Origin of the sequence: Psychromonas sp. SP041 (assembly GCF_000470315.2) — a bacterium.
In the GTDB taxonomy this organism is placed as follows: Bacteria; Pseudomonadota; Gammaproteobacteria; order Enterobacterales; family Psychromonadaceae; genus Psychromonas.
In genome coordinates, this window is record NZ_CBRF02000029.1 from 15951 (window position 1) to 39509 (window position 23559).

The 23559-nt window shown below is 37.1% G+C and carries 20 protein-coding genes; 14 read left to right on the forward strand and 6 right to left on the reverse strand.

Annotation, left to right across the window (positions count from 1 at the left end; genetic code table 11):
• The first annotated feature begins 26 nt into the window (after nt 1-26).
• From thrS to nlpI, 14 genes are all read left to right on the forward strand, one after another.
• Entirely contained in the window at nt 27-1934 is a 1908-nt protein-coding gene (gene thrS / locus SP041_RS15095) for a threonine--tRNA ligase (protein WP_025564051.1), read from the forward strand.
• A gap of 5 nt (nt 1935-1939) precedes the next feature.
• Nucleotides 1940-2497 carry a translation initiation factor IF-3 gene (gene infC, locus SP041_RS15100; protein ID WP_137297904.1) on the forward strand — a complete coding sequence of 186 codons (558 nt, stop codon included), beginning with the start codon at nt 1940-1942 and terminating at the stop codon, nt 2495-2497.
• Between the two features lie 95 nt (nt 2498-2592).
• Nucleotides 2593-2790: a 50S ribosomal protein L35 gene (gene rpmI / locus SP041_RS15105; protein ID WP_025564055.1), complete on the forward strand. Its 198-nt coding sequence runs from the start codon at nt 2593-2595 to the stop codon at nt 2788-2790.
• 16 nt (nt 2791-2806) lie between these two features.
• Nucleotides 2807-3163: a 50S ribosomal protein L20 gene (gene rplT / locus SP041_RS15110; protein WP_025564056.1), complete on the forward strand. Its 357-nt coding sequence runs from the start codon at nt 2807-2809 to the stop codon at nt 3161-3163.
• 388 nt (nt 3164-3551) lie between these two features.
• Nucleotides 3552-5777, forward strand: coding sequence for an ABC transporter permease subunit (locus SP041_RS15115; RefSeq protein ID WP_025564058.1), 2226 nt, complete (start codon nt 3552-3554; stop codon nt 5775-5777).
• 13 nt (nt 5778-5790) lie between these two features.
• On the forward strand, nt 5791-7452 hold the full coding sequence (gene pstA, locus SP041_RS15120; protein WP_205961209.1) for a phosphate ABC transporter permease PstA: 1662 nt from the start codon (nt 5791-5793) through the stop codon (nt 7450-7452).
• A gap of 91 nt (nt 7453-7543) precedes the next feature.
• Nucleotides 7544-8356 carry a phosphate ABC transporter ATP-binding protein PstB gene (gene pstB / locus SP041_RS15125; protein WP_025564062.1) on the forward strand — a complete coding sequence of 271 codons (813 nt, stop codon included), beginning with the start codon at nt 7544-7546 and terminating at the stop codon, nt 8354-8356.
• Nucleotides 8357-8369: 13 nt separating this feature from the next.
• Complete coding sequence (gene phoU / locus SP041_RS15130) at nt 8370-9074, forward strand: phosphate signaling complex protein PhoU (RefSeq protein ID WP_025564064.1); 705 nt, start codon at nt 8370-8372, stop codon at nt 9072-9074.
• 141 nt (nt 9075-9215) lie between these two features.
• A complete protein-coding gene (queA, locus tag SP041_RS15135) occupies nt 9216-10262 on the forward strand; it encodes a tRNA preQ1(34) S-adenosylmethionine ribosyltransferase-isomerase QueA (RefSeq protein WP_025564066.1) in 1047 nt (348 codons plus the stop codon).
• Nucleotides 10263-10518: 256 nt separating this feature from the next.
• Entirely contained in the window at nt 10519-11643 is a 1125-nt protein-coding gene (gene tgt, locus SP041_RS15140; protein ID WP_025564068.1) for a tRNA guanosine(34) transglycosylase Tgt, read from the forward strand.
• A 72-nt stretch (nt 11644-11715) separates the two neighbouring features.
• Entirely contained in the window at nt 11716-12054 is a 339-nt protein-coding gene (yajC, locus tag SP041_RS15145; RefSeq protein ID WP_025564070.1) for a preprotein translocase subunit YajC, read from the forward strand.
• A 113-nt stretch (nt 12055-12167) separates the two neighbouring features.
• Nucleotides 12168-14030 carry a protein translocase subunit SecD gene (gene secD, locus SP041_RS15150; RefSeq protein WP_025564072.1) on the forward strand — a complete coding sequence of 621 codons (1863 nt, stop codon included), beginning with the start codon at nt 12168-12170 and terminating at the stop codon, nt 14028-14030.
• Nucleotides 14031-14042: 12 nt separating this feature from the next.
• Nucleotides 14043-14990: a protein translocase subunit SecF gene (secF, locus tag SP041_RS15155; protein WP_025564074.1), complete on the forward strand. Its 948-nt coding sequence runs from the start codon at nt 14043-14045 to the stop codon at nt 14988-14990.
• Nucleotides 14991-15184: 194 nt separating this feature from the next.
• Complete coding sequence (gene nlpI / locus SP041_RS15160) at nt 15185-16141, forward strand: lipoprotein NlpI (protein WP_025564076.1); 957 nt, start codon at nt 15185-15187, stop codon at nt 16139-16141.
• A 1110-nt stretch (nt 16142-17251) separates the two neighbouring features.
• Here the strand turns inward: nlpI and SP041_RS15165 are convergent.
• The 6 genes from SP041_RS15165 to nspC form a co-directional block, all read right to left on the reverse strand.
• Entirely contained in the window at nt 17252-17890 is a 639-nt protein-coding gene (locus SP041_RS15165) for a LysE family translocator (RefSeq protein ID WP_025566204.1), read from the reverse strand.
• Between the two features lie 462 nt (nt 17891-18352).
• The gene (locus tag SP041_RS15175) at nt 18353-18811 is read right to left on the reverse strand and encodes a GNAT family N-acetyltransferase (RefSeq protein ID WP_025564785.1); all 459 of its coding nucleotides are present in this window, start codon (nt 18809-18811) and stop codon (nt 18353-18355) included.
• 427 nt (nt 18812-19238) lie between these two features.
• Nucleotides 19239-19661: a hypothetical protein gene (locus SP041_RS15180; RefSeq protein ID WP_025565990.1), complete on the reverse strand. Its 423-nt coding sequence runs from the start codon at nt 19659-19661 to the stop codon at nt 19239-19241.
• A 438-nt stretch (nt 19662-20099) separates the two neighbouring features.
• The gene (locus SP041_RS15190; protein WP_025565990.1) at nt 20100-20522 is read right to left on the reverse strand and encodes a hypothetical protein; all 423 of its coding nucleotides are present in this window, start codon (nt 20520-20522) and stop codon (nt 20100-20102) included.
• A gap of 429 nt (nt 20523-20951) precedes the next feature.
• The gene (locus SP041_RS15200; RefSeq protein WP_025565965.1) at nt 20952-21554 is read right to left on the reverse strand and encodes a hypothetical protein; all 603 of its coding nucleotides are present in this window, start codon (nt 21552-21554) and stop codon (nt 20952-20954) included.
• 661 nt (nt 21555-22215) lie between these two features.
• Nucleotides 22216-23343 carry a carboxynorspermidine decarboxylase gene (gene nspC / locus SP041_RS15205; protein WP_025565579.1) on the reverse strand — a complete coding sequence of 376 codons (1128 nt, stop codon included), beginning with the start codon at nt 23341-23343 and terminating at the stop codon, nt 22216-22218.
• Between the last annotated feature and the right edge of the window lie 216 nt (nt 23344-23559).

The window sequence follows — 23559 nt, forward strand, 5'->3', positions numbered from 1 at the left end:
TGGAAGCATCACTGTGAGGAATTCGCATGCCAATTATTACTCTTCCCGATGGAAATCAACGTCAATTTGACACTACTACTTCAATTATGGATATCGCAGCAGATATCGGTCCTGGTTTAGCGAAAGCTTGTATTGCAGGTCGCGTTAACGGACAACTTGTAGATGCTTGTGATCCTATTGAAACTGATGCAGACGTATCAATTATCACCAATAAAGATGATGAAGGTCTAGAAATATTACGTCACTCTTGTGCGCATTTGTTAGGTCATGCAATTAAACAATTGTACCCAGAAGCAAAAATGGCAATAGGACCAACCATTGATAATGGTTTTTACTATGATATTGATCTTGATGTAACCATCAATGATGAAGAGTTAGCTAAAATTGAAAAACGCATGCAACAGTTGGTAAAAACAAATTACCAAGTGGTTAAAAAGAAAGTATCTGTTGATGAAGCAATTGCGGTATTTAAAGAACGTAACGAACCTTATAAGTTAGAAATATTAGAAGGTATCGATAAAGACGACCGTCCTGGTTTATATCATCATGAAGAATATGTTGATATGTGTCGTGGTCCACACGTACCGATGATGAAATTTAGTCAATGGTTTAAATTGATGAAAGTATCGGGTGCTTATTGGCGCGCAGACTCAGACAACAAAATGTTACAGCGTATTTACGGCACTGCATGGGCTGATAAAAAGCAATTAAATGCTTATTTAAAACGCTTAGAAGAAGCCGCTAAACGCGATCACCGTAAAATCGGTAAGCAATTAGATTTATACCATATGCAAGAAGAAGCACCAGGTATGGTGTTCTGGCATCCAAATGGTTGGACTATCTTCCGCGAGCTTGAAAGTTATATCCGTGAACAAACGGTTGCTTTCGGCTATCAAGAAGTAAAAGCACCACAAATTTTAGATCGTTCTTTATGGGAAAAATCAGGTCATTGGGATAAATACAAAGACGGTATGTTCTGTACTTGTAGTGAAAACCGTGACTATGCAATTAAACCAATGAACTGTCCGGGGCATGTACAAATCTTTAATCAAGGTTTGAAATCTTACCGTGACTTACCATTACGTTTATCTGAATTTGGCTCATGTCATCGTAACGAACCATCAGGTTCATTACATGGATTAATGCGAGTTCGTGGTTTCACACAAGATGATGCACATATATTCTGTACAGAAGCACAAATTCTTGAAGAAGTTTCTGCTTGTATCAACATGGTCTTTGAATGTTATAAAACATTTGGCTTTGATGATATCGTGGTTAAATTATCTACTCGTCCTGAAAAACGAGTTGGTGATGATGCAACGTGGGATAAATCTGAAGCAGCTTTAGCGAATGCATTAGATGAAAATGGTGTTAAATTTGAGTATTTACCAGGCGAAGGTGCTTTCTATGGTCCAAAAATAGAATTTACTTTGTATGATTGTTTAGGTCGTGCATGGCAATGTGGTACAATACAGTTAGATTTTTCAATGCCGGGTCGTTTAGATGCCACTTATGTTGGTGAAGACAACGAACGACATACTCCAGTAATGATTCACCGAGCTATTCTTGGTTCGTTAGAGCGTTTCATTGGTATCTTAACTGAAGAGTATGCGGGTATTTACCCAACTTGGTTATCACCTCAACAGGTGGTTGTGATGAATATTACTGATAAACAGTCGGATTTTGTCACTGAAGTTGTAAATAAATTGAAAAAATCGGGTATTAGAGCAATTTCGGACTTGAGAAATGAGAAGATAGGCTTTAAAATCCGCGAGCATACATTAAAGCGTGTTCCTTACTTATTAGTTATCGGAGACCAAGAGGTCGAAGCAAACGAAGTAGCAGTAAGAACTCGTAAGGGTGATGACCTTGGTAAGATGCAGGTTGATAATTTCATTGACTATGTAAAACAAGAAATCATCACACGTTCATAAATAACTTGGAGGAATTTGTTATAAAAGGTGCAAAAAAAGCCCCGCAAACGGGCAATAAACATCGTTTAAACGATGAAATAACTGGTACTGAAGTACGTCTTTCTGATTCAGAAGGCAAGCCAGTTGGTATTGTTTCTTTAGAAGAAGCAAAAAATATGGCATTTGACGCAGATTTGGATTTAGTTGAAATTAGTCCAAATGCTGAGCCGCCAGTTTGTCGCATCATGAACTATGGCAAATTTCTCTTTGAAAAGAGTAAATCCGTTAAAGAACAACGGAAGAATCAGAAACAGGTTCAGTTGAAGGAAATAAAATTCCGTCCTGGGACTGATGATGGCGATTATCAGGTAAAACTACGCAGCCTGACTCGCTTTCTTGAAGAGGGTAACAAAGCCAAAGTAACGCTACGTTTTCGTGGTCGTGAAATGGCGCATCAATCACTTGGGATGGAATTATTAAATCGCGTTAAAAACGATTTAGTTGAAATCTCTACTGTCGAATCTTTCCCTAAACTGGAAGGTCGTCAAATGGTGATGGTACTTGGCCCTAAACGTGCTAGCTAAGGCATAAAGTAGTATTGATGTGCGAGTATGAAAATATTCGCACTATTTACTCGCCTTACTGGTTTAATTTAAATTTTAACAATGCGGAGTTCGCAATGCCTAAAATGAAATCTAACAAAGGTGCTGCAAAGCGCTTTAAAAAGACTGCTTCTGGTGGTTTTAAACGTAAGCAATCTCACTTACGTCATATCCTTACTAAGAAATCTACTAAACGTAAACGCCATCTACGTGCTCAAAGCATGGTAGCTAAAGTAGACGTACCTAGTATTAACAGAATGTTACCATTCGCTTAAGTAAGGAATATATAAAATGCCAAGAGTAAAACGCGGTGTACAAGCTCGTGCACGCCATAAAAAAGTCTTAAAACAAGCTAAAGGTTATTACGGAGCTCGTTCACGTGTTTATCGCGTAGCGGTTCAAGCAGTAACTAAAGCTGGTCAATACGCTTACCGTGACCGTCGTCAACGTAAACGTCAGTTCCGTCAACTATGGATTGCACGTATTAACGCTGCATCTCGTATTAGCGGATTATCTTACAGCCGTTTCATCAATGGTCTTAAAAAGGCTTCTGTTGAAATCGATCGTAAGATCCTAGCTGACATAGCTGTATTTGATAAAGCAACATTTGCTCATTTAGTAGAAGTTGCAAAAAAAGCGCTAGCTTAATCATTATTGATTAACAGTATTGAAGAAGGAGGCATTTTGTCTCCTTTTTTTTGATCTGAAATTTGCTTTAATTATTCTTTAAACCCATCTTAATATTCGCGCTTATTCAAATTCTGATTATTTGTCATTAACCTTATTGTATTTTCCCTTAATTATTTATACCCAATGGATTGTTTTAACTCCCCCAAGTTGATCATTTTTACATATCATTAATATCATTAATATCATTAATATCATTAATATCATTAATATCATTAATATCATTAATATCATTAGGTCCTTAACTCTATCTGCTCGAACATCCTAAATATCACTATTATGACAGCTGTAATATTACTGTCATAAAAGAGTCCTATAATCTTTTCATCAATTATGTTGGAGATAGTAAATGGAACGTGATTTAGCGACCACGCTGCAAGCGAATAAAAAGCGAGTAGTTAAGGATAAATTAGTTAAATATGGTGTAACAATAGGCGGCACGTCAGTGTTAGTCACTTTGTTATTAATTTTTGGGTATCTTTTATATGTTGTTTTACCCATTTTTGCACCTGTTAGTATTGAACAAAAACAATCTTTTCAACGTCAAGATTCAACACCGATTTATGCTTTGGGTATAGATGAGCAGAATGAAGTTGCTTATCAGATGGACGACCAAGGTTTATTAAGTTTTTATTCTTTAAGAGAGGATGACTTAGGTAAGTCGCTTCTTAAGTATCAAGCATTTACAGAGACACATAATATAACTAAAACGATGCCAGTGAACGGTATGTTTGCTTTAGCCAATAATAGTGGTGAAGTGAAAGTTATTAAACCTAGTTTTGTCACTTCTTATCCAAACGATAAACGATTAATTACACCAGAGGTTAGTTTTCCACTAGGTGAAGAACGTTTTGTTGTTTCTGAAGATAAACAAGCGTTAACTCATTTGTCATTTGAAATGAATTCAGAATATGCAGGTATTGCTGCTGTTAAAAGTAATGGAGAAGGTGTGTTTCTTCTCTTAACTGCAGAAGAAGACTTCATGACTGATGAGGTTGTTTGGCAACAAGAGAAGTTCAAGTTACCTTCATTTCCTAATAAAGTTGATCAGTTGCTGTTAACACCAAACCTAAGTAAGTTATTTGTACGCAGTGGTAATGATTTACTGGTCTACGATATCTCTGAGAGTGACGATATCCATATTTCATCAGTATTTAAAATTAATGCTACAGGTAGTAATGTTAATGATGTGCAATTACTGACGGGGGCTAGTTCATTATTAGTCGCTAATGAGAATGGTGTTATAAGCCAGTGGTTTGAAGTGCTCAGTGAAAATAAACGCGAGTTTACTTATATCCGTGACTTTAAAGCACCAGCGGAAGTCACAAGTATTGTCCCGGAGTTTTTCCGTAAAGGTTTCTTAACAACAACCAAAGCTGGCGATTTATCTATCTTCCATTCTACGGGTGAAACAGAACTATTAACTGAGTCGATTTCTAAAGTTGGCTCTTTAGTGATTGCTATCTCTCCTCGTGCTAATGCTATTTTGGTTGCTGATAAAGATGTGATTAAACTTTATCACGTTGATAATGAACATCCTGAAATAACGTGGTCTGCGTTATGGCAAGAAGTTTGGTATGAAGGATATCCTGAACCACAATATGTTTGGCAATCAACTTCTGCGAGTGATGATTTTGAAGCTAAAATGAGTCTTGTTCCTATTTCATTTGGCACAATCAAAGCCGCTTTTTACGCGATGTTATTTGCTGTACCCATTTCTATCTCAGCCGCTATTTATACTGCGTATTTTATGGCACCAAGTATCAGAACCTATATCAAACCAACTGTTGAAATAATGGAAGCATTACCGACGGTTATTTTAGGGTTCTTAGCAGGTTTATGGTTAGCACCGATTGTTGAAAATCAATTACCAGGGATTATCTTATTATTGATAAGCCTGCCGGCTAGTGTACTCGTTGCCGCTATCATTTGGACTAACTTACCAACATCATTAAGTGAAAAAGTAAGCGAAGGTGTATTGCCATTAGTATTATTGCCAATTCTTATTGCTACTGGTTACTTTTCGATGGCATTCAGTGAAACACTTGAAATTTGGTTATTTAATGGTGATACCCGTATGTACTTAACCAATGAGTTAGGTATTAATTTTGACCAACGTAACTCGTTAATTGTTGGTATCGCAATGGGGTTCGCGGTTATTCCAACTATTTTCTCAATTGCTGAAGATGCCATATTTAGTGTACCTAAGAGTTTAACCATGGGGTCATTAGCATTAGGTGCAACACGTTGGCAAACACTCGCTAAGGTCGTTATTTTAACGGCTAGCCCAGGTATTTTCTCTGCTGTCATGATGGGCATGGGACGGGCGGTTGGTGAAACGATGATTGTATTAATGGCGACAGGTAATACACCAATCATGGATTGGAACATCTTCGAAGGGATGCGTTCTCTATCAGCAAATATTGCAGTGGAAATGCCGGAATCGGAAGTAGGCAGTTCACATTACCGAGTCTTATTCCTCGCTGCATTTGTGTTGTTTCTCTTTACCTTCTTCTTCAACACCATTGCTGAGTTTATACGTCAGCGTTTGCGTGAAAAATATTCAAGCCTATAAATAGGAGTTAGTTATTATGGGTAAATGGTTTAAATCAGGCACACCGTGGATTTGGATGACAGGTGGTGCTGTAAGTTTGAGTTTGATTGCAGTTATTGGGTTATTTCTACTGATTGGTTGGAGAGGGTTAAGCTTCTTTTGGCCTGCGACAGTGTATGAATTCTCAATGCAAAATGAGCAAGGTCAACAGTCAGTGTTAATTGGTGAAATTTATGACCAAGAACATGTGTTAAAACAACAGTTAATTGATGGTGGTGTGACGGGATTAGAAGACTATCCTGAATCATTAGAACGTTTTTTAATTAAAACGGGTAACCGTGAATATGTTGATTTAGATTTCCAATGGATTTTAGAAACGATTATTAAAGGGAAGAAAGTTGCCCACGACGTTGTTGTTTTTGAAAGAACTAAAAATGGTAATTTTTATGGCTATATTGATTCAATCATCGAAGGTGAAAATAAGCTCAATATCACTAAAAGTGATTTACTTAATGAATTAAATGGTCGCCTTGCTCGTGCCCTTGAGTTTCGTGATAAGGAGCATGGCTTACTAACGGGTGATATCGGTCGCATTAACAATGATTTAGATCGTATTCGCTTAAAACAACGTAAATTAGAACTCGATGGTGAGTTAACAGAGCAAAAGATTACTGAGTTTAAAGCAAGCAGTGATGCGTTACGTGCCGAATACTTAGGGTTAGAAAACGAACTATTCGGTTACCGTGACCAAGCAAAGCGTGACAGTGTGGTAGTGAAAGATATGACAGGGCGTTTAGTGACGATGCCGTTATCTTATATCTTAGATTTCTATCAACCCAATGATATGAACTTTATGCAAAAAGTAGGGCATTGGTTCCATCAAGTTTATAAATTTGTCAGTAGCGACCCACGTGAAGCCAATACAGAGGGTGGTGTATTTCCTGCTATTTTCGGTACTGTATTTATGGTGATGTTAATGGCTGTGATTGTGACGCCATTTGGTGTGGTTGCTGCTATTTATTTGCATGAATATGCAGGTAAAAATAACATTACTAAATTTATTCGTATCGCTGTAATCAATCTATCTGGCGTACCGTCTATTGTTTATGGTGTATTTGGTTTAGGTTTCTTTGTTTATATTCTAGGTGGCAGTATCGATCAGTTACTTTACCCTGAAGCATTACCATCACCGACATTTGGTTCACCTGGTGTGTTGTGGTCAGCGTTAACATTGGCTATTTTAACCTTGCCAGTGGTTATTGTATCGACGGAAGAAGGGTTAAGCCGTATACCAAGTACCTTACGTGAAGGTTCATTAGCATTAGGCGCAACAAAGTCAGAAACGTTATGGCGAATTGTTATTCCAATGGCAAGTCCTGCTATTATGACTGGTTTGATTTTAGCCGTTGCACGTGCAGCTGGTGAAGTGGCCCCGTTAATGCTGGTCGGAGTGGTGAAAATTGCACCGACATTGCCCGTTGATGGAAACTTCCCGTTCTTACATTTAGACCGTAAGTTTATGCATTTAGGTTTCCATATCTATGATGTTGGTTTCCAAAGTCCAAATGTTGAAGCAGCACGTCCATTGGTTTATGCAACCTCGTTTTTATTAGTTACCGTTATTATTGGTTTGAATTTAGCAGCCATTGCTATTCGTAATAACTTACGTGAAAAGTACCGAGCACTAGAGCACTAATATAACGCTATATGTTAAAAGTGACATATTACGAATTGAATATTATAAATCCGCGCACCTCAGTGTGCGCGAATAAAGATTAGGAAAGACAATGATTGATTTTTCAAATATAAATCCGAAAGGTGCTGATTTAAGTGAGCTAACTGCTGAAAATACGGCATTAGAAATTAAAAACTTAGACTTATTCTACGGTGATAAGCAAGCCTTACATAATGTATCGATGAAGATACCTAAAGGTAAAGTGACGGCTTTCATCGGTCCATCTGGTTGTGGTAAATCAACGTTACTACGTTGTATCAATCGAATGAATGATTTAGTGGAAATTTGTCGTGTTGATGGGAATATCGAACTACAAGGTATTAACATCTATGATAAGTCAGTTGATGTTGCTTCGTTACGTCGTCGTATCGGGATGGTATTTCAACGTCCGAATCCTTTCCCTAAGTCTATTTATGAAAATGTCGTGTATGGGTTACGTCTACAAGGTATTAATGACAGACGCACATTAGATGAAGCCTGTGAAACATCACTGCGTGGTGCTGCTTTGTGGAATGAAGTAAAAGATCGATTACATGATAATGCCTTTGGTCTTTCTGGTGGTCAGCAACAACGTTTGGTGATTGCACGTGCCATTGCCATTGGCCCTGAAGTGTTATTATTAGATGAACCTACCTCGGCGTTGGATCCAATCTCAACGTTAACGATTGAAGAATTGATCACTGAACTGAAGAAAAAATTCACGGTTGTTATCGTGACACATAATATGCAACAAGCGGCTCGAGTATCAGATCAAACTGCCTTTATGTATATGGGTAAATTAATTGAATATTCAGATACTAATACCTTATTCACGTCTCCAAAACAAAAACAGACAGAAGATTACATTACTGGCCGTTACGGTTAAATAAGGAAATAAAATGGAAAACTTAAATTTAAACCGTCATATTTCAGGGCAATTTAATAATGAGCTTGAAAGTGTGCGTAACCAAGTTATGCAAATGGGCGGGCTGATAGAACAACAATTAGCAGATGCATTATCTGCTATGGCTGAAAATGACTTAGAGCTAGCACGTAAAGTTATTATTAAAGACAACGAAGTCAATGAATTCGAAACCAAAGTAGATCAAGATTGTTCGCGTATTATTGCGAAGCGCCAGCCAGCTGCGTCAGATCTACGTTTAATTTTAACGATCATGAAAACGGTGACTGAACTTGAACGAGTAGGCGACAGTATTACTGCGATTGCTAAAACAGTTATCGAAAATCACGGTAAAAAAGTACCATCGTTAATCGGCCTAGAGAATATGGGGCAGATCACAATGAAAATGTTGCATAATGCGTTAGATGCCTTTACTCGCTTAGATCTTCATGCAGCTATTGCAGTACATAACGAAGACAAAAAAGTAAATCGTCAATACGAAAGTATTTTACGTGAGCTAATGACGTTTATGATGGAAGATCCTCGTTCAGTACCGTTTGTACTTAACGTTTTAGCCTCAGCACGAGCAATTGAACGTATTGGTGACAGATGTCAAAATATTTGTGAACAAATTGTATATTTAGTGAAAGGGATTGATGTCCGCCATGCGACTGAAGAAGAGATTAATTCTTTAATTGAATAACGGTTAATAGGTTATTTAAAGCGTCTCTTATAAAAAGCCTAGATAAATTTATTTATCTAGGCTTTTTTCATTTTATCGAGAAACCTTTGCAGCCTATATAGCATCAGGTATACTGCGCGTTTTATTGAGTGGAACTGTTACATGAAAGTTGCTGATTTTTCTTTTCACCTTCCTGAAGAATTGATTGCGCGTTACCCAATGCCAGAACGTACGAATAGTCGCTTACTTTCATTAGAGGCTAATTCTGGTGAATTAAGTCATTTAAACTTCACCGATATAATTGATTTAGTAAATCCAAATGATCTACTTGTTTTCAATGATACGCGTGTTATCCCTGCGCGTTTATTTGGCACCAAAGAAACCGGTGGCAAAATTGAAGTACTCGTCGAACGTGTATTAGATGAAAAAAGCTTCCTTGCACATGTACGTAGTTCTAAATCACCTAAGCCTGGTTGTAAATTACTGCTTGAAAATGATGTCAATGCGGAGATGGTTCAACGCCAAGGTCCATTATTTGAAATCAAAGTCGATAGCGAAGAAACCGTCTTACAAATCTTAGAACGTATTGGTCACATGCCGTTACCGCCATATATTGATAGACCTGACGAAGATGCTGATAAAGAGCGTTACCAAACCGTTTATAATAAAAACCCTGGTGCAGTCGCTGCACCAACGGCTGGTTTACATTTTGACCAAATAATTTTAGATAAGCTCACCGCTAAAGGAACTGATTTTGCTTTTGTTACTTTACATGTTGGTGCGGGTACTTTCCAGCCAGTTAAAGTAGATAATATACTCGATCATCAAATGCACAGTGAGTATGCAGAAGTCTCTCAAGAAGTAGTTGATAAAATCACTGCAACCAGAGCGGCAGGCGGGCGTGTTATTGCAGTAGGAACTACCTCGGTACGATCTATTGAAAGTGCGGCTAGTGTTAGCTTAGCAAAAGGCCTTGAATTAGCGCCTTTCTTTTCAGAAACCAGTATCTTTATTTACCCAGGGTATGAGTTCCAACTGGTTGATGCAATGATCACGAATTTCCATTTATCAGAATCAACCTTGTTGATGCTGGTAAGTGCTTTCTCAGGCAAAGCAAATATTGATCATGCTTACCAAACTGCCATTGAGAAAAAATACCGTTTCTTTAGTTACGGCGATGCCATGTTTTTAACTAAAAAAACAAATTAGACTGCGATATAAGCAGTATTTTAAAAGTATTAAGTCTCAAACTAATTTAAAATCTTTTAAAATTAATCATTTAATTTGAAAAGTATTAAATCTCAAACTAATTTAAAATCTGTTTAAAATTAATAATTTAAATAGTTAATTTAAGTAAAGTAGAATATAAAGCCTAAAGAGTTGATGAAGATCAATCGACATCATTTAATTAGCTTTAATAATTGTTCAATAAAGAAATCAGACTGTTTCTCTGATAAGGAAAACCATGAAATACGAATTAATAACAACTGATGGTCGCGCTCGTCGTGGTCGTTTAACCTTTGACCGTGGAACGGTTGAAACGCCTGCCTTTATGCCTGTAGGTACTTACGGGACGGTAAAAGGGATGACACCTGAAGAAGTTGATGCAACCGGTGCTGAAATTTTATTAGGCAATACCTTCCATCTTTGGTTACGCCCAGGACAAAACGTCATTAAACAACATGGTGACTTACATGACTTCATGAACTGGAAAGGTCCAATTTTAACTGACTCTGGCGGTTTCCAAGTATTCAGCCTAGGTAAAATGCGTAAAATCAAAGAAGAAGGCGTTTATTTTAGAAGCCCTGTTAATGGTGATGAAGTATTTTTATCGCCGGAAATTTCAATGGAAATTCAATACGATCTTGGATCTGATATCGTGATGATTTTTGATGAATGTACGCCTTACCCAGCGACAGAACAAGAAGCGGATATCTCGATGAAACTTTCTTTGCGCTGGGCTGAACGTAGCCGTAATCGATTTAACGAACAAGAAAACCCAAATGCTTTATTTGGTATTATTCAAGGTGGTTGTTATGAACATCTTCGTGATGTGTCATTAGCAGGGTTAGAGAAAATCGGCTTTGATGGTTATGCGATTGGTGGTCTGGCTGTTGGTGAGCCTAAAGAAGACATGCATCGCATATTAGATCATGTCACTACTAAAATTCCAGCAGACAAACCACGTTACTTAATGGGTGTTGGTAAACCAGAAGATTTGGTGGAAGGCGTTCGTCGTGGTGTTGATATGTTTGACTGTGTTATGCCAACGCGTAATGCGCGAAATGGACACTTATTTACGACTGATGGCGTTGTTAAAATTCGTAATGCAAGACATCGTGAAGATACCAGCCCGTTAGATGCAGAATGTGATTGTTACACTTGTAAAAATTATACACGTGCATACTTATATCACCTTGACAAATGTGGAGAAATCCTTGGAGCTCGCTTAAACACGATCCATAACTTACGTTATTACCAACGTTTGATGAAAGGTTTGCGTGATGCGATTTCAGCAGGTACATTAGACGAGTTTGTTGATTTGTTTTACAAACGAATTGGAAAAGAAAAACCAGTTCTAAATAATTGATAACACAATACTATTACCATACTATTAGATAATTTATAGATAGTTTAATTTTTATACAATAAAGGATATAACATGAGTTTATTTATCTCTCAAGCACACGCAGCAGCAGAAGGCGCTTCAGCTGACGGCGGCGGCATGCAAATGATTTTTATGTTAGTTGTTTTTGCAGCTATTTTCTACTTTATGATTTACCGCCCTCAGGCGCGTCGTACAAAAGAACATAAAAACCTAATGGATAACATTGGTAAAAATGATGAAGTGTTAACAACAGGCGGTTTGATTGGTCGTGTTGCTAAAATTAGTGCTGATAGTGAATATGTTCAAGTAGAATTAAACGAAAATAACATTATTCTAATCAAAAAAGATTTTATTACAGCGGTACTACCAAAAGGTACGCTTAAATCAATCTAAATAAAAAAGGCAGGTTATCCTGCCTTTTTGATATACCTTCATCGCTTAATCGTTTTTTAATTAAGTAGTGAAGGTATTTTTATTACCTTTAGCGTCAAATAAAGGACATTATCGTGTTAAATAAATACCCTCTTTGGAAGTATCTACTACTAGGGTTCATAGTTTTATTTACTTTAGTTTATGCCGCTCCAAATCTGTATGGCGAAGATCCTGCTGTACAAGTTTCTGCTACTCGTGGTGCTACTGTTGAACTATCTACTTTAGATAAAGTACAAGACATCCTTAAGCAAGCGAATATCTCACCAAAATCAACTGTGCTAGAAAACGGTCAAATTTTAGTAAGACTGTCTTCAAGTGAAGAACAATTAATTGCACGTGAAACAATCAGCGCACAAATAGGCGATGGTTTTGTTACGGCATTAAACTTAGCAGCCGCAACCCCTGCTTGGTTAGAAGCGATTGGCGGTAGCCCATTAAAACTAGGTCTTGACCTTCGTGGTGGTGTTCATTTCTTAATGGAAGTGGATATGGAAGAAGCGATCAGTAAAGAACAAGAACAAATGGTTCAAGACTTACGAGCTGATTTAAGAGAACAAAAAATTCGTTACCGTGGTATCGAAAAAGCGTCTACAGAAACGGGTGTCATACTACGTTTTACGTCGCAAGAAATTCTAGACAGTGCTGTTGATTATTTGAAACCGATTAATCCTGGTTTTACATTTGACGAAAAAGAAACAAGTGGCTCTTTCTACTTAACTATCAGCATGACTGCAGAAAAGTTAAAAACAGCAAAAGAAGATGCACTACAACAAAACTTAAGCATTTTACGTAACCGTGTTAATGAACTTGGTGTTGCTGAACCATTAGTACAGCGTCAAGGTACTGACCGTATCGTTGTTGAACTGCCGGGTATTCAAGATACTGCTCGTGCTAAAGAGATCTTAGGTGCAACGGCAACGTTAGAATTCCATGCTGTTGACTCTGATACTGATGTGTCTGATGCATTAGCAGGGCGCGTTCCCGCTTCTTCTGCACTTTATAAAGAGCGTGATGGTCAACCGGTTGTTGTTAAGAAAAAAATCATCTTAACGGGTAATCATATTGTTGATGCACAATCGAGTGCTGATGAGTATGGCCGTGCACAAGTAAACATCTCTTTAGACTCGCAAGGTGGCAGTAAAATGTCGCGCTTCACTAAAAACAATATCGGTAAACCAATGGCAACATTGTTTATTGAATATTTACCAACGGGTAAAAAGAAAGCAAACGGTAAATCTGAAACTGAAAAACGTATTGAGGTTGCGAATGTTGCAACGATTCAAGCACAGTTAGGACGTAGCTTCCGTATCACTGGTTTAGATAACACTGCTGAAGCACATAACTTAGCGCTATTATTACGTGCAGGTGCACTAACAGCACCGATTCAAATTGTAGAAGAACGCACTATTGGCCCAAGCTTAGGTCAACAAAACATCGACAACGGTATTAAAGCCATGGTTTATGGTTTATTAGCGGTTGTTCTGTTTATGTTTGTTTATTACCGTAAGTTTGGTGTAGTAGCGAATACCGCATTACTATTCAACATCGTAATGATTGTTGGTTTAATGTCGTTGATTCCTGGTGCGACCTTAACGCTACCGGGTATTGCAGGTATCGTATTAACAATTGGTATGGCAGTTGATGCCAACGTATTGATATTTGAACGTATCCGTGAAGAATTAAATGCTGGTAAATCAATTCAGCGTTCAATTAATGAAGGTTACTCAAATGCATTATCAACGATTGCTGATGCGAATATTACTACCTTTATTACCGCGGTTATCTTGTTCGCAGTTGGTACTGGCCCAATTAAGGGTTTTGCAGTAACGCTTGCACTTGGTATTTTAACTTCAATGTTTACTTCTATCTTCGGCACACGTGCGATTGTTAATGCACTGTGGGGTGGACGTAATGACATTAAAAAACTTTCAATCTAAGCAGGGTTAACTATGTTGGAATTAATTAAGTCGAAGCATACTATTAGCTTCATGAAATATTCAAAACCTGCAACCTGGTTATCAATGTTGTTATTGGTTATCTCTTTAGGGTCTTTGAGTATTAATTGGCTAAACTGGGGGTTAGATTTCACCGGCGGTACGTTAATCGAAGTTGGATTTGAACAACCTGCAAACCTAACAGAAGTACGTGAAACATTAACTGCAGCTAACTTCTCTGATGCAGTAGTACAGCATTTTGGTACAAGCCATGAAGTGATGGTACGTTTAGCACCTCGTGAAGGCGTTAAAGGACAAGTCATTGGTAATCAAATACTAGATGCTTTAACAGCCGCTGATTTTGGCAATGTTGATATGCGCCGAATTGAGTTTGTTGGTCCTAATGTAGGTGCTGAATTAGCAGAGAATGGTGGTATTGCTATTATCATCGCGCTTATTTGTATCATGCTTTATGTGAGCATGCGCTTTGAGTGGCGTTTAGCAACCGGTTCAGTGTTAGCTTTGGCGCATGATATTATTATTACGTTAGGTGTGTTTTCGTTATTTCAAATCGAATTCGATTTAACGGTTTTAGCGGCGTTACTTGCCGTTGTCGGTTACTCGTTAAACGATACAATCGTTGTATTTGACCGTATTCGTGAAAACTTTCGTTCAATGCCTAATTTAACGCCTGAAGAGATTGTAGATAAATCGTTAACACAAACCTTAAGCAGAACAATTATTACGTCGGGTACGACTATTTTTGTATTAGTTTCATTGTTTGTTGTTGGCGGTGAGTTGATTCACGGTTTTGCTACGGCATTACTCATTGGTATCTTCGTTGGTACTTATTCATCTATCTATGTTGCGAGTGCATTAGCGATTCGCCTAGGTGTTGAACGTGAACACATGATCCCTGAAGTAATTGAAAAAGAAGGTGCTGATCAAGATCCATTGATGTAACTATCAATCCTTAGCACATTCTCATCTTATAAAGCACTGCATCGCAGTGCTTTTTTGTTGATAGTCATCAGCAATGTCAATTTAAGTTCTTTTTTGGCTTCAACTGTCGATTAATTAGTTAAACGAATTGCTAAAACTTTACATTATCATAGATATAGTACACTCTTGAAACTCTTGTCTAGAAGGGTTAAATCATGCGATTATCATATAATAAGTTACTTATAGTCCTCTCTTTTGTCACTCTTACTGCGTGTTCAAATAATCAAAGTCAAAATGAAAGCTATACATTAGCTGCTACCGGCTATGGCAGTTCTGTCTTTCCTCTTGCGACACCAATCCAAGTTTCCTACCAAGATGAAGTTAAACTTTTACGCATCAATCAATTGATTGCTGATAAAAGCAAAGTCGATGATAAACAACGAGCGATATTATTATACGAACGTGGTTTGATTTACGACAGAATGGGGCTTAATGCAAATAGCCGTTACGACTTTACGCAATCAATCAGTCTTGATCCAACACTGGCTGCATCATACAACTCATTAGGTGTTTATTTGTTAATGGGCGAAGCTTATGATGAAGCCTTTGATGCCTTTGACTCTGCAATAGAGCTGTCAGACCAGATGGATTATAGTTATCTACATCGCGCTATTGGCTTATCGTTAGTCAATCGTTACGACGGTGCACAGGCAGATATCGAACACTTCTATGAGCTAGATAAAAGTGACCCATATCGTTCATTATGGCGTTATATTATTAACTCTCATGTTGATTTAAAAGCAGCAGAACAACAATTAGAAACCGCACAAGCAACAGAAGAAGATAACCGTTTTGCTTGGGCCATTGTTGGTGTAATGAATGGTGACATCTCTGAAAGAGACTTTTTCGATAACATTGGAAATGGTATTAAGTCTAATGAAGAACTAGCGCAGCGTTTATGTGAAGCTTATTATTACTTAGCTCACTGGTATATGAATAATGATAACTTAACGAAAGGTATCTATTACTTAAAACTAAGTGCAGCAACTAATGTGAAAGATTTTATTGAATATAAATATGCGTTAATTGACCTGAATAATATTCAAAACAAATTACAACAGCAGGCTTTAAAACTACAACAAGCTCAGCAAGCCAATAATCCAAGCAGCTAAGCTGAATTAAAAGCTCACTCCGGTGAGCTTTTTTAGTTTTATTGTTCTGTTTTATGCCTAGAATGATAGGATTATTTGGCAAATAAGAAGTCAGTAACAAAGCGGTTAAAGGCTAAACTATCTATCTTAATTGCTTCTGTTATTGTCGCTGCTTCAATTTTATCTTGTTGAAATATATCTAAACCCATCGCTCATACTCGACATCCATGTATCGAAATAAGCTAGCAACGGCAAAGGGCACGCAGAGGTTAGCTCGCTCATTGTATTATGCTGTCCCATAATTAGCTCTATGCCTTTACTTGCTGAAGTCAACAATTGATTCAGAAAAACTCAACGGGAGAGTTGTCGCAGCCACATTGAGTTTCGTATTATATTGTTAACTAATTGATATAATTAAATTTATAAAGTGACTGTCCAACACTTTTCGGTGGATAGACTGAATCCGTCAGGATCTGGTTTTTTTGGTTTCTCTTTAGCACTGTTTAGGTTTACTTTAGTTCGTCTACGCTCGTCAGGGCATTATTATATTGATCAACAGTGTTTTCGCCCTGTCGGCGACATACTTTTTCTTACCAGAAGAATAAAGTAAGCAAAAAGACTGGCTCCCAATTCATTTTTTAATCTGAATAAATTACTGCCTTCTAAACGCACCGTTCATACGGCGCGTCCATGCGCCGAGCTGAACTAGCAACGGCATCCATGCCTTAAGCTTGCTGAAGTCAGTAATTGATTCAGAAAAAAATCAACGGGAGAGTTGTCGCTGCCACGTTGAGTTTCGCGTTGTATTGTTAACTAATTGATAAGGTTGGGCTTATAAAGTGGCTGTCCAACACTTATGTCTCGAAATTAGCTAGCAACGGCTAAGGGCACGCAGAGCTTAGCCCGCTCATTGCACTATGCTGTCGCATAATTCGCTCCATGCCTTAAGCTTGCTGAAGTCAGCAATTGATTCAGAAAAACTCAACGGGAGAGTTGTCGCTGCCACGTTGAGTTTCGCGTTGTATTGTTAACTAATTGATAAGACTGGGCTTATAAAGTGACTGTCCAACACTTTATTTCCAAAATTTTATTGGTGTGGGGGCTGGAGGTTAGATACCTCCGGCTACCCGATTAGCCGTTTTTTATGAAAGCTAGTTTTGAGCCAAAAGCAATAAAAACGACTCCTGTAATTGAGTTTAACCACACTTTAAACTTTGCTCCACTTGTAATGCCTTTAACTTTTGAAAGCATTATAATCATCATTGAAAACCATAAAAAATTAACAATTGCATGAGTAGTAACTAGAGTATATGCACTGAGTGCTGTTTCACTTGCAGGCATAAATTGTGGAAATGCAGCTAAATAAAACATTGATACTTTGGGGTTTAATACATTGGTTAGAAAACCTTCAAAAAAGGCTATGCGCATTGAAGTGTTTTTGCTGAAGCTTTGATGAGTATTTTCAGTAGAGCTTTCAGTTTGCTTGAAAGCACCAATAATCGCTTTAATACCAATCCAAATTAAGTAAGCCGCACCTAACATTTTAAAGATAAAAAATGCTTGAGCAGATTGAACTAATAGCACAGAAATACCAAAAATTGATAGAGTGCCATGCACATAAAATGCTGCTACGAATCCCCATATATTAGCAAAACCTGCTTTCCTACCTGAAACAGGAACAGTTTTTGCTATAAGGAACCCGTTAGGTCCAGGTGAAACAACAAGTAATGTGGCTACTGCTATAAAAGTTAAAATATTATTTATATCCATATACATCTCCTATTTTAAAATGATGAACCTATAAAGACGGCTAACAGCTTTATTAACTCACAAAATGTCATTTTAACGGTGAAAAAACGACAAGAGTTAATGATTAAAATATTATTATTACTTTACGTTCATTTATCTATAAAACAAAGAGATATAGTTCACTTGTGAATTTCTAATCATCTAAAAACGTGGGATGTTGCAATATTTACGGTGGAAATACTGCAGGTGAGAGAGATATCAAAAAAGTTTTGGACTGCCATTCATTGAAGTTAGTTCGAAAACCAAAGGGATCAATATAGCGATCAGTAATGCGTTTTTAGCCAGACAAGGTTTGATATCATTAAAGGATTTGTGGATTAATATTCACTATTAATCATAAGATGAACCTTCCTGTGCGGAGCCGCATGCAGGTTGGTGTGGGGGCTGGAGGTTAGATACCTCCGGCTATCCGATTAGGTGAATTTATACTTGTACCATATAGAAACAGTTTTCCAGTGGAATTTCTTCCGGATAATCAGCCATAAAAAAGCCAAGTTTTGTATAAGCTTGAATTGCACTTTTATTGTGCCCTAATACAAATAGTGAGCATGAATCAGTTTTTAACTCTGTTTTACCCAGAACACCCAACTTTTGTATTAAGTGGGAAGCGATACCTTGCCCGCGAAAATTAGGGTTAACAATTAATCGACCAAGATGACACTTATCAAGTCTTAGATAATATTGCCCAAATGCCAATAAATTTCCTTCAACCGAAACCAGAGAGAATGACTTTAGTGAATCAAGTTTTAAGTCACTCTTAAAAGAACTTAAATCAAATGGATATCTAAAACCAGGTCCAGACCAAATACTTAATTCTTCCTCGGTCGAAAACCAAGACATGATTTCAATAAAATTTGCATCAGAAGGTTGATTTAAACGCATATTCACCTAACAGCTTTATTAACTCACAAAATGTCATTTTAACGGTGGAAAAACGACAAGAGTTAATGATTAAAATATCATTATTACTTTACGTTGGTTTATCGATAAAACAAAGAGATATAGTTCACTTGTGAATTTTTAATCATCTAAAAGCGTAGGACGTTGCAATATTTACGGTGGAAATACTGCAGGTGAGAGACATATCACAAAATTTTTGGATAGCCATTCATTGAAATTAGTTCGAAAAATAAAGGGATCAATATAGAGATCAGTAATGCGTTTTTAGCCAGACAAGGTTTGATATCATTAAAGGATTTGTAGATTAATATTCACTATTCATCATAAGATGAACCGCCCTGTGCGGAGCCGCATGCAGGGTGGTGTGGGCTGGAGGTTAGATACCTCCGGTTACCCGATTATACAAATTTTAACAATGTGTGAATATCGCATTTTTAACTTGATTGATTAACTCATCAAAGTCTTCTCTAGACTTTCTATTTTTATCTATTGAACCACGATTACCAGATATCTTAGTTATAAAAAGTGTATATTTTGCGCGTAACATAAAACCTAAAAAGAAAAATAAAAGCATACAACTAGCGCTTATATATTCTTGTGCATTCTCAACGCCAGAGATGGAAAATAATACCGTAAACAAAAAGCCAGGCATAAAAGAGAATACAAGCCCCCAAAAACTTAATGTTAAACCTGCAATACACTTTTGCTTAAATTGAGCTTCAACAACTTCTAAATCTGCAATGTTTTTTAGGTTTTCTGTATGCCCCTGATAACTAAAACTTTCATTTGTTAGTTTATACTTTCCTTTTTGGTACAGCACTTCATCGGTCATCAAATATCCTTATTTGTATAACAGCTTTATTAACTCACAAAATGTCATTTTAACGATGGAAAAACGACAAGAGTTAATGATTAAAATATTATTATTACTTTACGTTGGTTTATCGATAAAACAAAGAGATATAGTTTGCTTGTGAATTTTTAATCATCTAAAAGCGTGGGACGTTGCAATATTTACGGTGGAAATACTGCAGGTGAGAGACATATCACAAAAATTTTGGACAGCCATTCATTGAAGTTAGTTCGAAAAATAAAGGGATCAATATAGCGATCAGTAATGCGTTTTTAGCCAGACAAGGTTTGATGTCATTAAAGGATTTGTGGATTAATATTTACTACTCATCATAAGATGAACCGCCCTGTGCGGAGCCGCATGCAGGGTGGTGTGGGCTGGAGGTTAGATACCTCCGGCTACCCGATTATACAAATTTTAGCAATGTGTGAATATCGCATTTTTAACTTGATTGATTAACTCATCAAAGTCTTCTCTAGACTTTCTATTTTTATCTATTGAACCACGATTACCAGATATCTTAGTTATAAAAAGTGTATATTTTGCGCGTAACATAAAACCTAAAAAGAAAAATAAAAGCATACAACTAGCGCTTATATATTCTTGTGCATTCTCAACGCCAGAGATGGAAAATAATACCGTAAACAAAAAGCCAGGCATAAAAGAGAATACAAGCCCCCAAAAACTTAATGTTAAACCTGCAATACACTTTTGCTTAAATTGAGCTTCAACAACTTCTAAATCTGCAATGTTTTTTAGGTTTTCTGTATGCCCCTGATAACTAAAACTTTCATTTGTTAGTTTATACTTTCCTTTTTGGTACAGCACTTCATCGGTCATCAAATATCCTTATTTTTATAACAGCTTTATTAACTCACAAAATGACATTTTAACGGTGGAAAAACGACAAGAGTTAATGATTAAAATATTATTATCACTTTACGTTCATTTATCTATAAAACAAAGAGATATAGTTCACTTGTGAATTTTTAATCATCTCAAAGCGTGGGGCGTTGCAATATTTACGGTGGAAATCCTGCAGGTGAGAGACATATCGCAAAAGTTTTGGACAGGCATTCATTGAAGTTAGTTCGAAAAATAAAGGGATCAATTTAGCTATCAGTAATGCGTTTTTAGCCAGACAAGGTTTGATCTCATTAAAGGATTTGTGGATTAATATTCACTATTCATCATAAGATGAACCGCCCTGTGCGGAGCCGCATGCAGGGTGGTGTGGGGGCTGGAGGTTAGATACCTCCGGCTATCTGATTATGGCTGTGTTTCTAGTGCAGACATAGAATCAAGCCTCAACTTAATCGCTTGAGCTAATTTCTTAGAGTGATAGTGATAATTAACTGATATTTGGTCAAACTCTCTTTTTGCTACTTCGGCTAGTTGGTCAGTCGATTTGATACTGTCACCCGTTGCTAATAATTGCATCAATTTGAAAGATGACTTATGACAAGTTAGAGCACTTTCATAAACTTCATTATCGATAAATGGATAAACATTATTCGTAAGAGCGCCTAAATCACAACGCATTTCATGAAGAGTTTGGAAAGTTAAGTACAATTTTTCAGGATCATTTACTCTTTTAATGGCAGAGGACATCAATGAAGAAATTTCACTTGTAGCCTCCCATATTTTGCGGTAACGAGAAAATTCGAATTCAGCTTGCTCTCGATTAATGTGAACAACTGGCTCATTTTGAGCAGCTAATACTGACAACTTTGAGTCGACCAATTCTTTGAGTTTTGTAGTTTCTTTGGTTTCAATGCGTTTAGTCGCTATAGCGCCCAAAAATGCACATAATCCCATTAAAATAACGTTACCTTCAAAATATACAAAGAGATCTTTTAATATCTCGAACAATTATTATCTCCTAATTAAGGTATAACAGTGTAACTAAGCCTAATTATTCCGTATTTACGGCGGAAATACGGAATAGTTTAATTTGATAAATTAGAGGTTACTTTAGTGTAATAAAGCATTAAATCAATCAATTAAATAAAAACATAAAACCTTTCTCATGTGGAAAGGCGGAAAAATTCTATATTTACGGCAGAAACACGGAATTGAGTTTTCTGTAGATAATAAAATATTACTCAACGCGGCCACAATTCTCCACCGTTGAGCTTTCCCAAGCAATGAATACCTTTCAGCAACAGCAAACAGGACGTTTGCTGTAAGTTCATTCGGCGCATGGACGCGCCGTATGAACTGGTGCGTTAAGAAAGGTATTTATTGATTGGATTAGAAAGCGATTCGGTGTCAGTTTCTTTGCCTACTTTCTTTTCTGATAAAAGAAAGTAGAGTCGCCGACAGGGCGAAAATACTGCAATTAATAATCTAAATGCCACAACGAGCGAAGACGAGTTAAAGGGCAATCAAATCAGTCAATAATATCGTAGAAATATGAATTCCCACGCGGAGCATGGGAATTAGGAGATCCCCACGTAGGCCATGGGGACTAGCAACGCTGGAGTACGGGAACTAAAAAGCAGTACCATTCCTGCGCTGAATTCTTATCTCATTATCTCCCTAATGTCGCTTTAAAATCCTCATAGCCAAACTCATTTAATACTTCAATTTCACCATTAATTCTTTCAAAATAAATACTCGGCATTTTTAGACCATTAAACCAATTTAGTTTCACCATGGTATAACCAGCACTGTCTAAAAGGTGTAGCTTTTGACCTATTTGTAACGGTTTTTCAAATTGTGTTTCACAGAACTGATCCCCCGCTAAACATGAACATGAACCAATCACATAGTTATGTTCAGCGCCTTCGGTTGCTTCTTTAACTGAGGCTGGTTCGTTGTAAATTAGCGTGTCTAAACGATGAGCTTCAGTGGCACTATCAACGATCGCGGTCTTTTTGTCATTTTCAACAATATCAATCACACTAACCACTAAATCTGCAGTACGTGTAATGATTGCTTCCCCTGGCTCTAAATAAACTTGTACGTTATGTTTTTTAGCAAATGCTTTTAACGCTAAGCCTAGCTTTTCTATTGGGTAATCAGGGTAAGTAAAAAAGATACCGCCACCTAAACTAAGCCAAGTTAATTGCTCAAGATATTCAGTGAAGGTCGTTGATATATGGTCGAGTACTCGAATAAACGCATCGACATCTTTGTTTTCACAGTTCATGTGAAACATAAAACCATCGACTTTATTGAGAACGTCTAAGTTTAAAAGATCTTGTTTAACACCTAAACGAGAATAAGCACGAGCTGGATTGGCTAGGTCTTGCCCTGCAACACTCATTTCAGGGTTGATGCGTAAACCTAATGAGGCACTGTCTTTACAGTTATCGTAATGTGCTTCAAGCTGTGAAAGAGAGTTAAAGATGATTTTATCTGAAAGGGGCTTAACTGCTTCAATATCCGCATTGGAATAACCCACGCTGTAGGCATGCGTTTCACCACCAAACTTTTCATGCCCCAATCGTACTTCATAAGGCCCTGAGCTTGTTGTGCCGTCTAAATAAGGTTTGATGGTATTGAATGTTCCCCAAGTTGAAAAACACTTTAAAGCGAGCACTAATTTAGCGCCTGAAATCTCTTTCAACTGTTTCGCTTTTTCTAGATTATTAATCAAAGCTTGTTCGTTGATCATAAAGTAGGGCGTATTAAGATTTTCTTTTTGTAATGACATGTTAGCTACTCGGTTCTTATTTTTATATATAGGTTTTATATCTATATGTCTTATATATAGTTTTATATGTATAGGTTTCTATAAATAGGTTCTGAGATATAGGTTCTAGGATACAGGATCTTATGTATAGATTTTGCGTTATAAATACTAAGACATAAAGACTATAAACAAAAAAGGCGAAGCCATTAGCTTCGCCTCAAAATGATGCTATTGCTA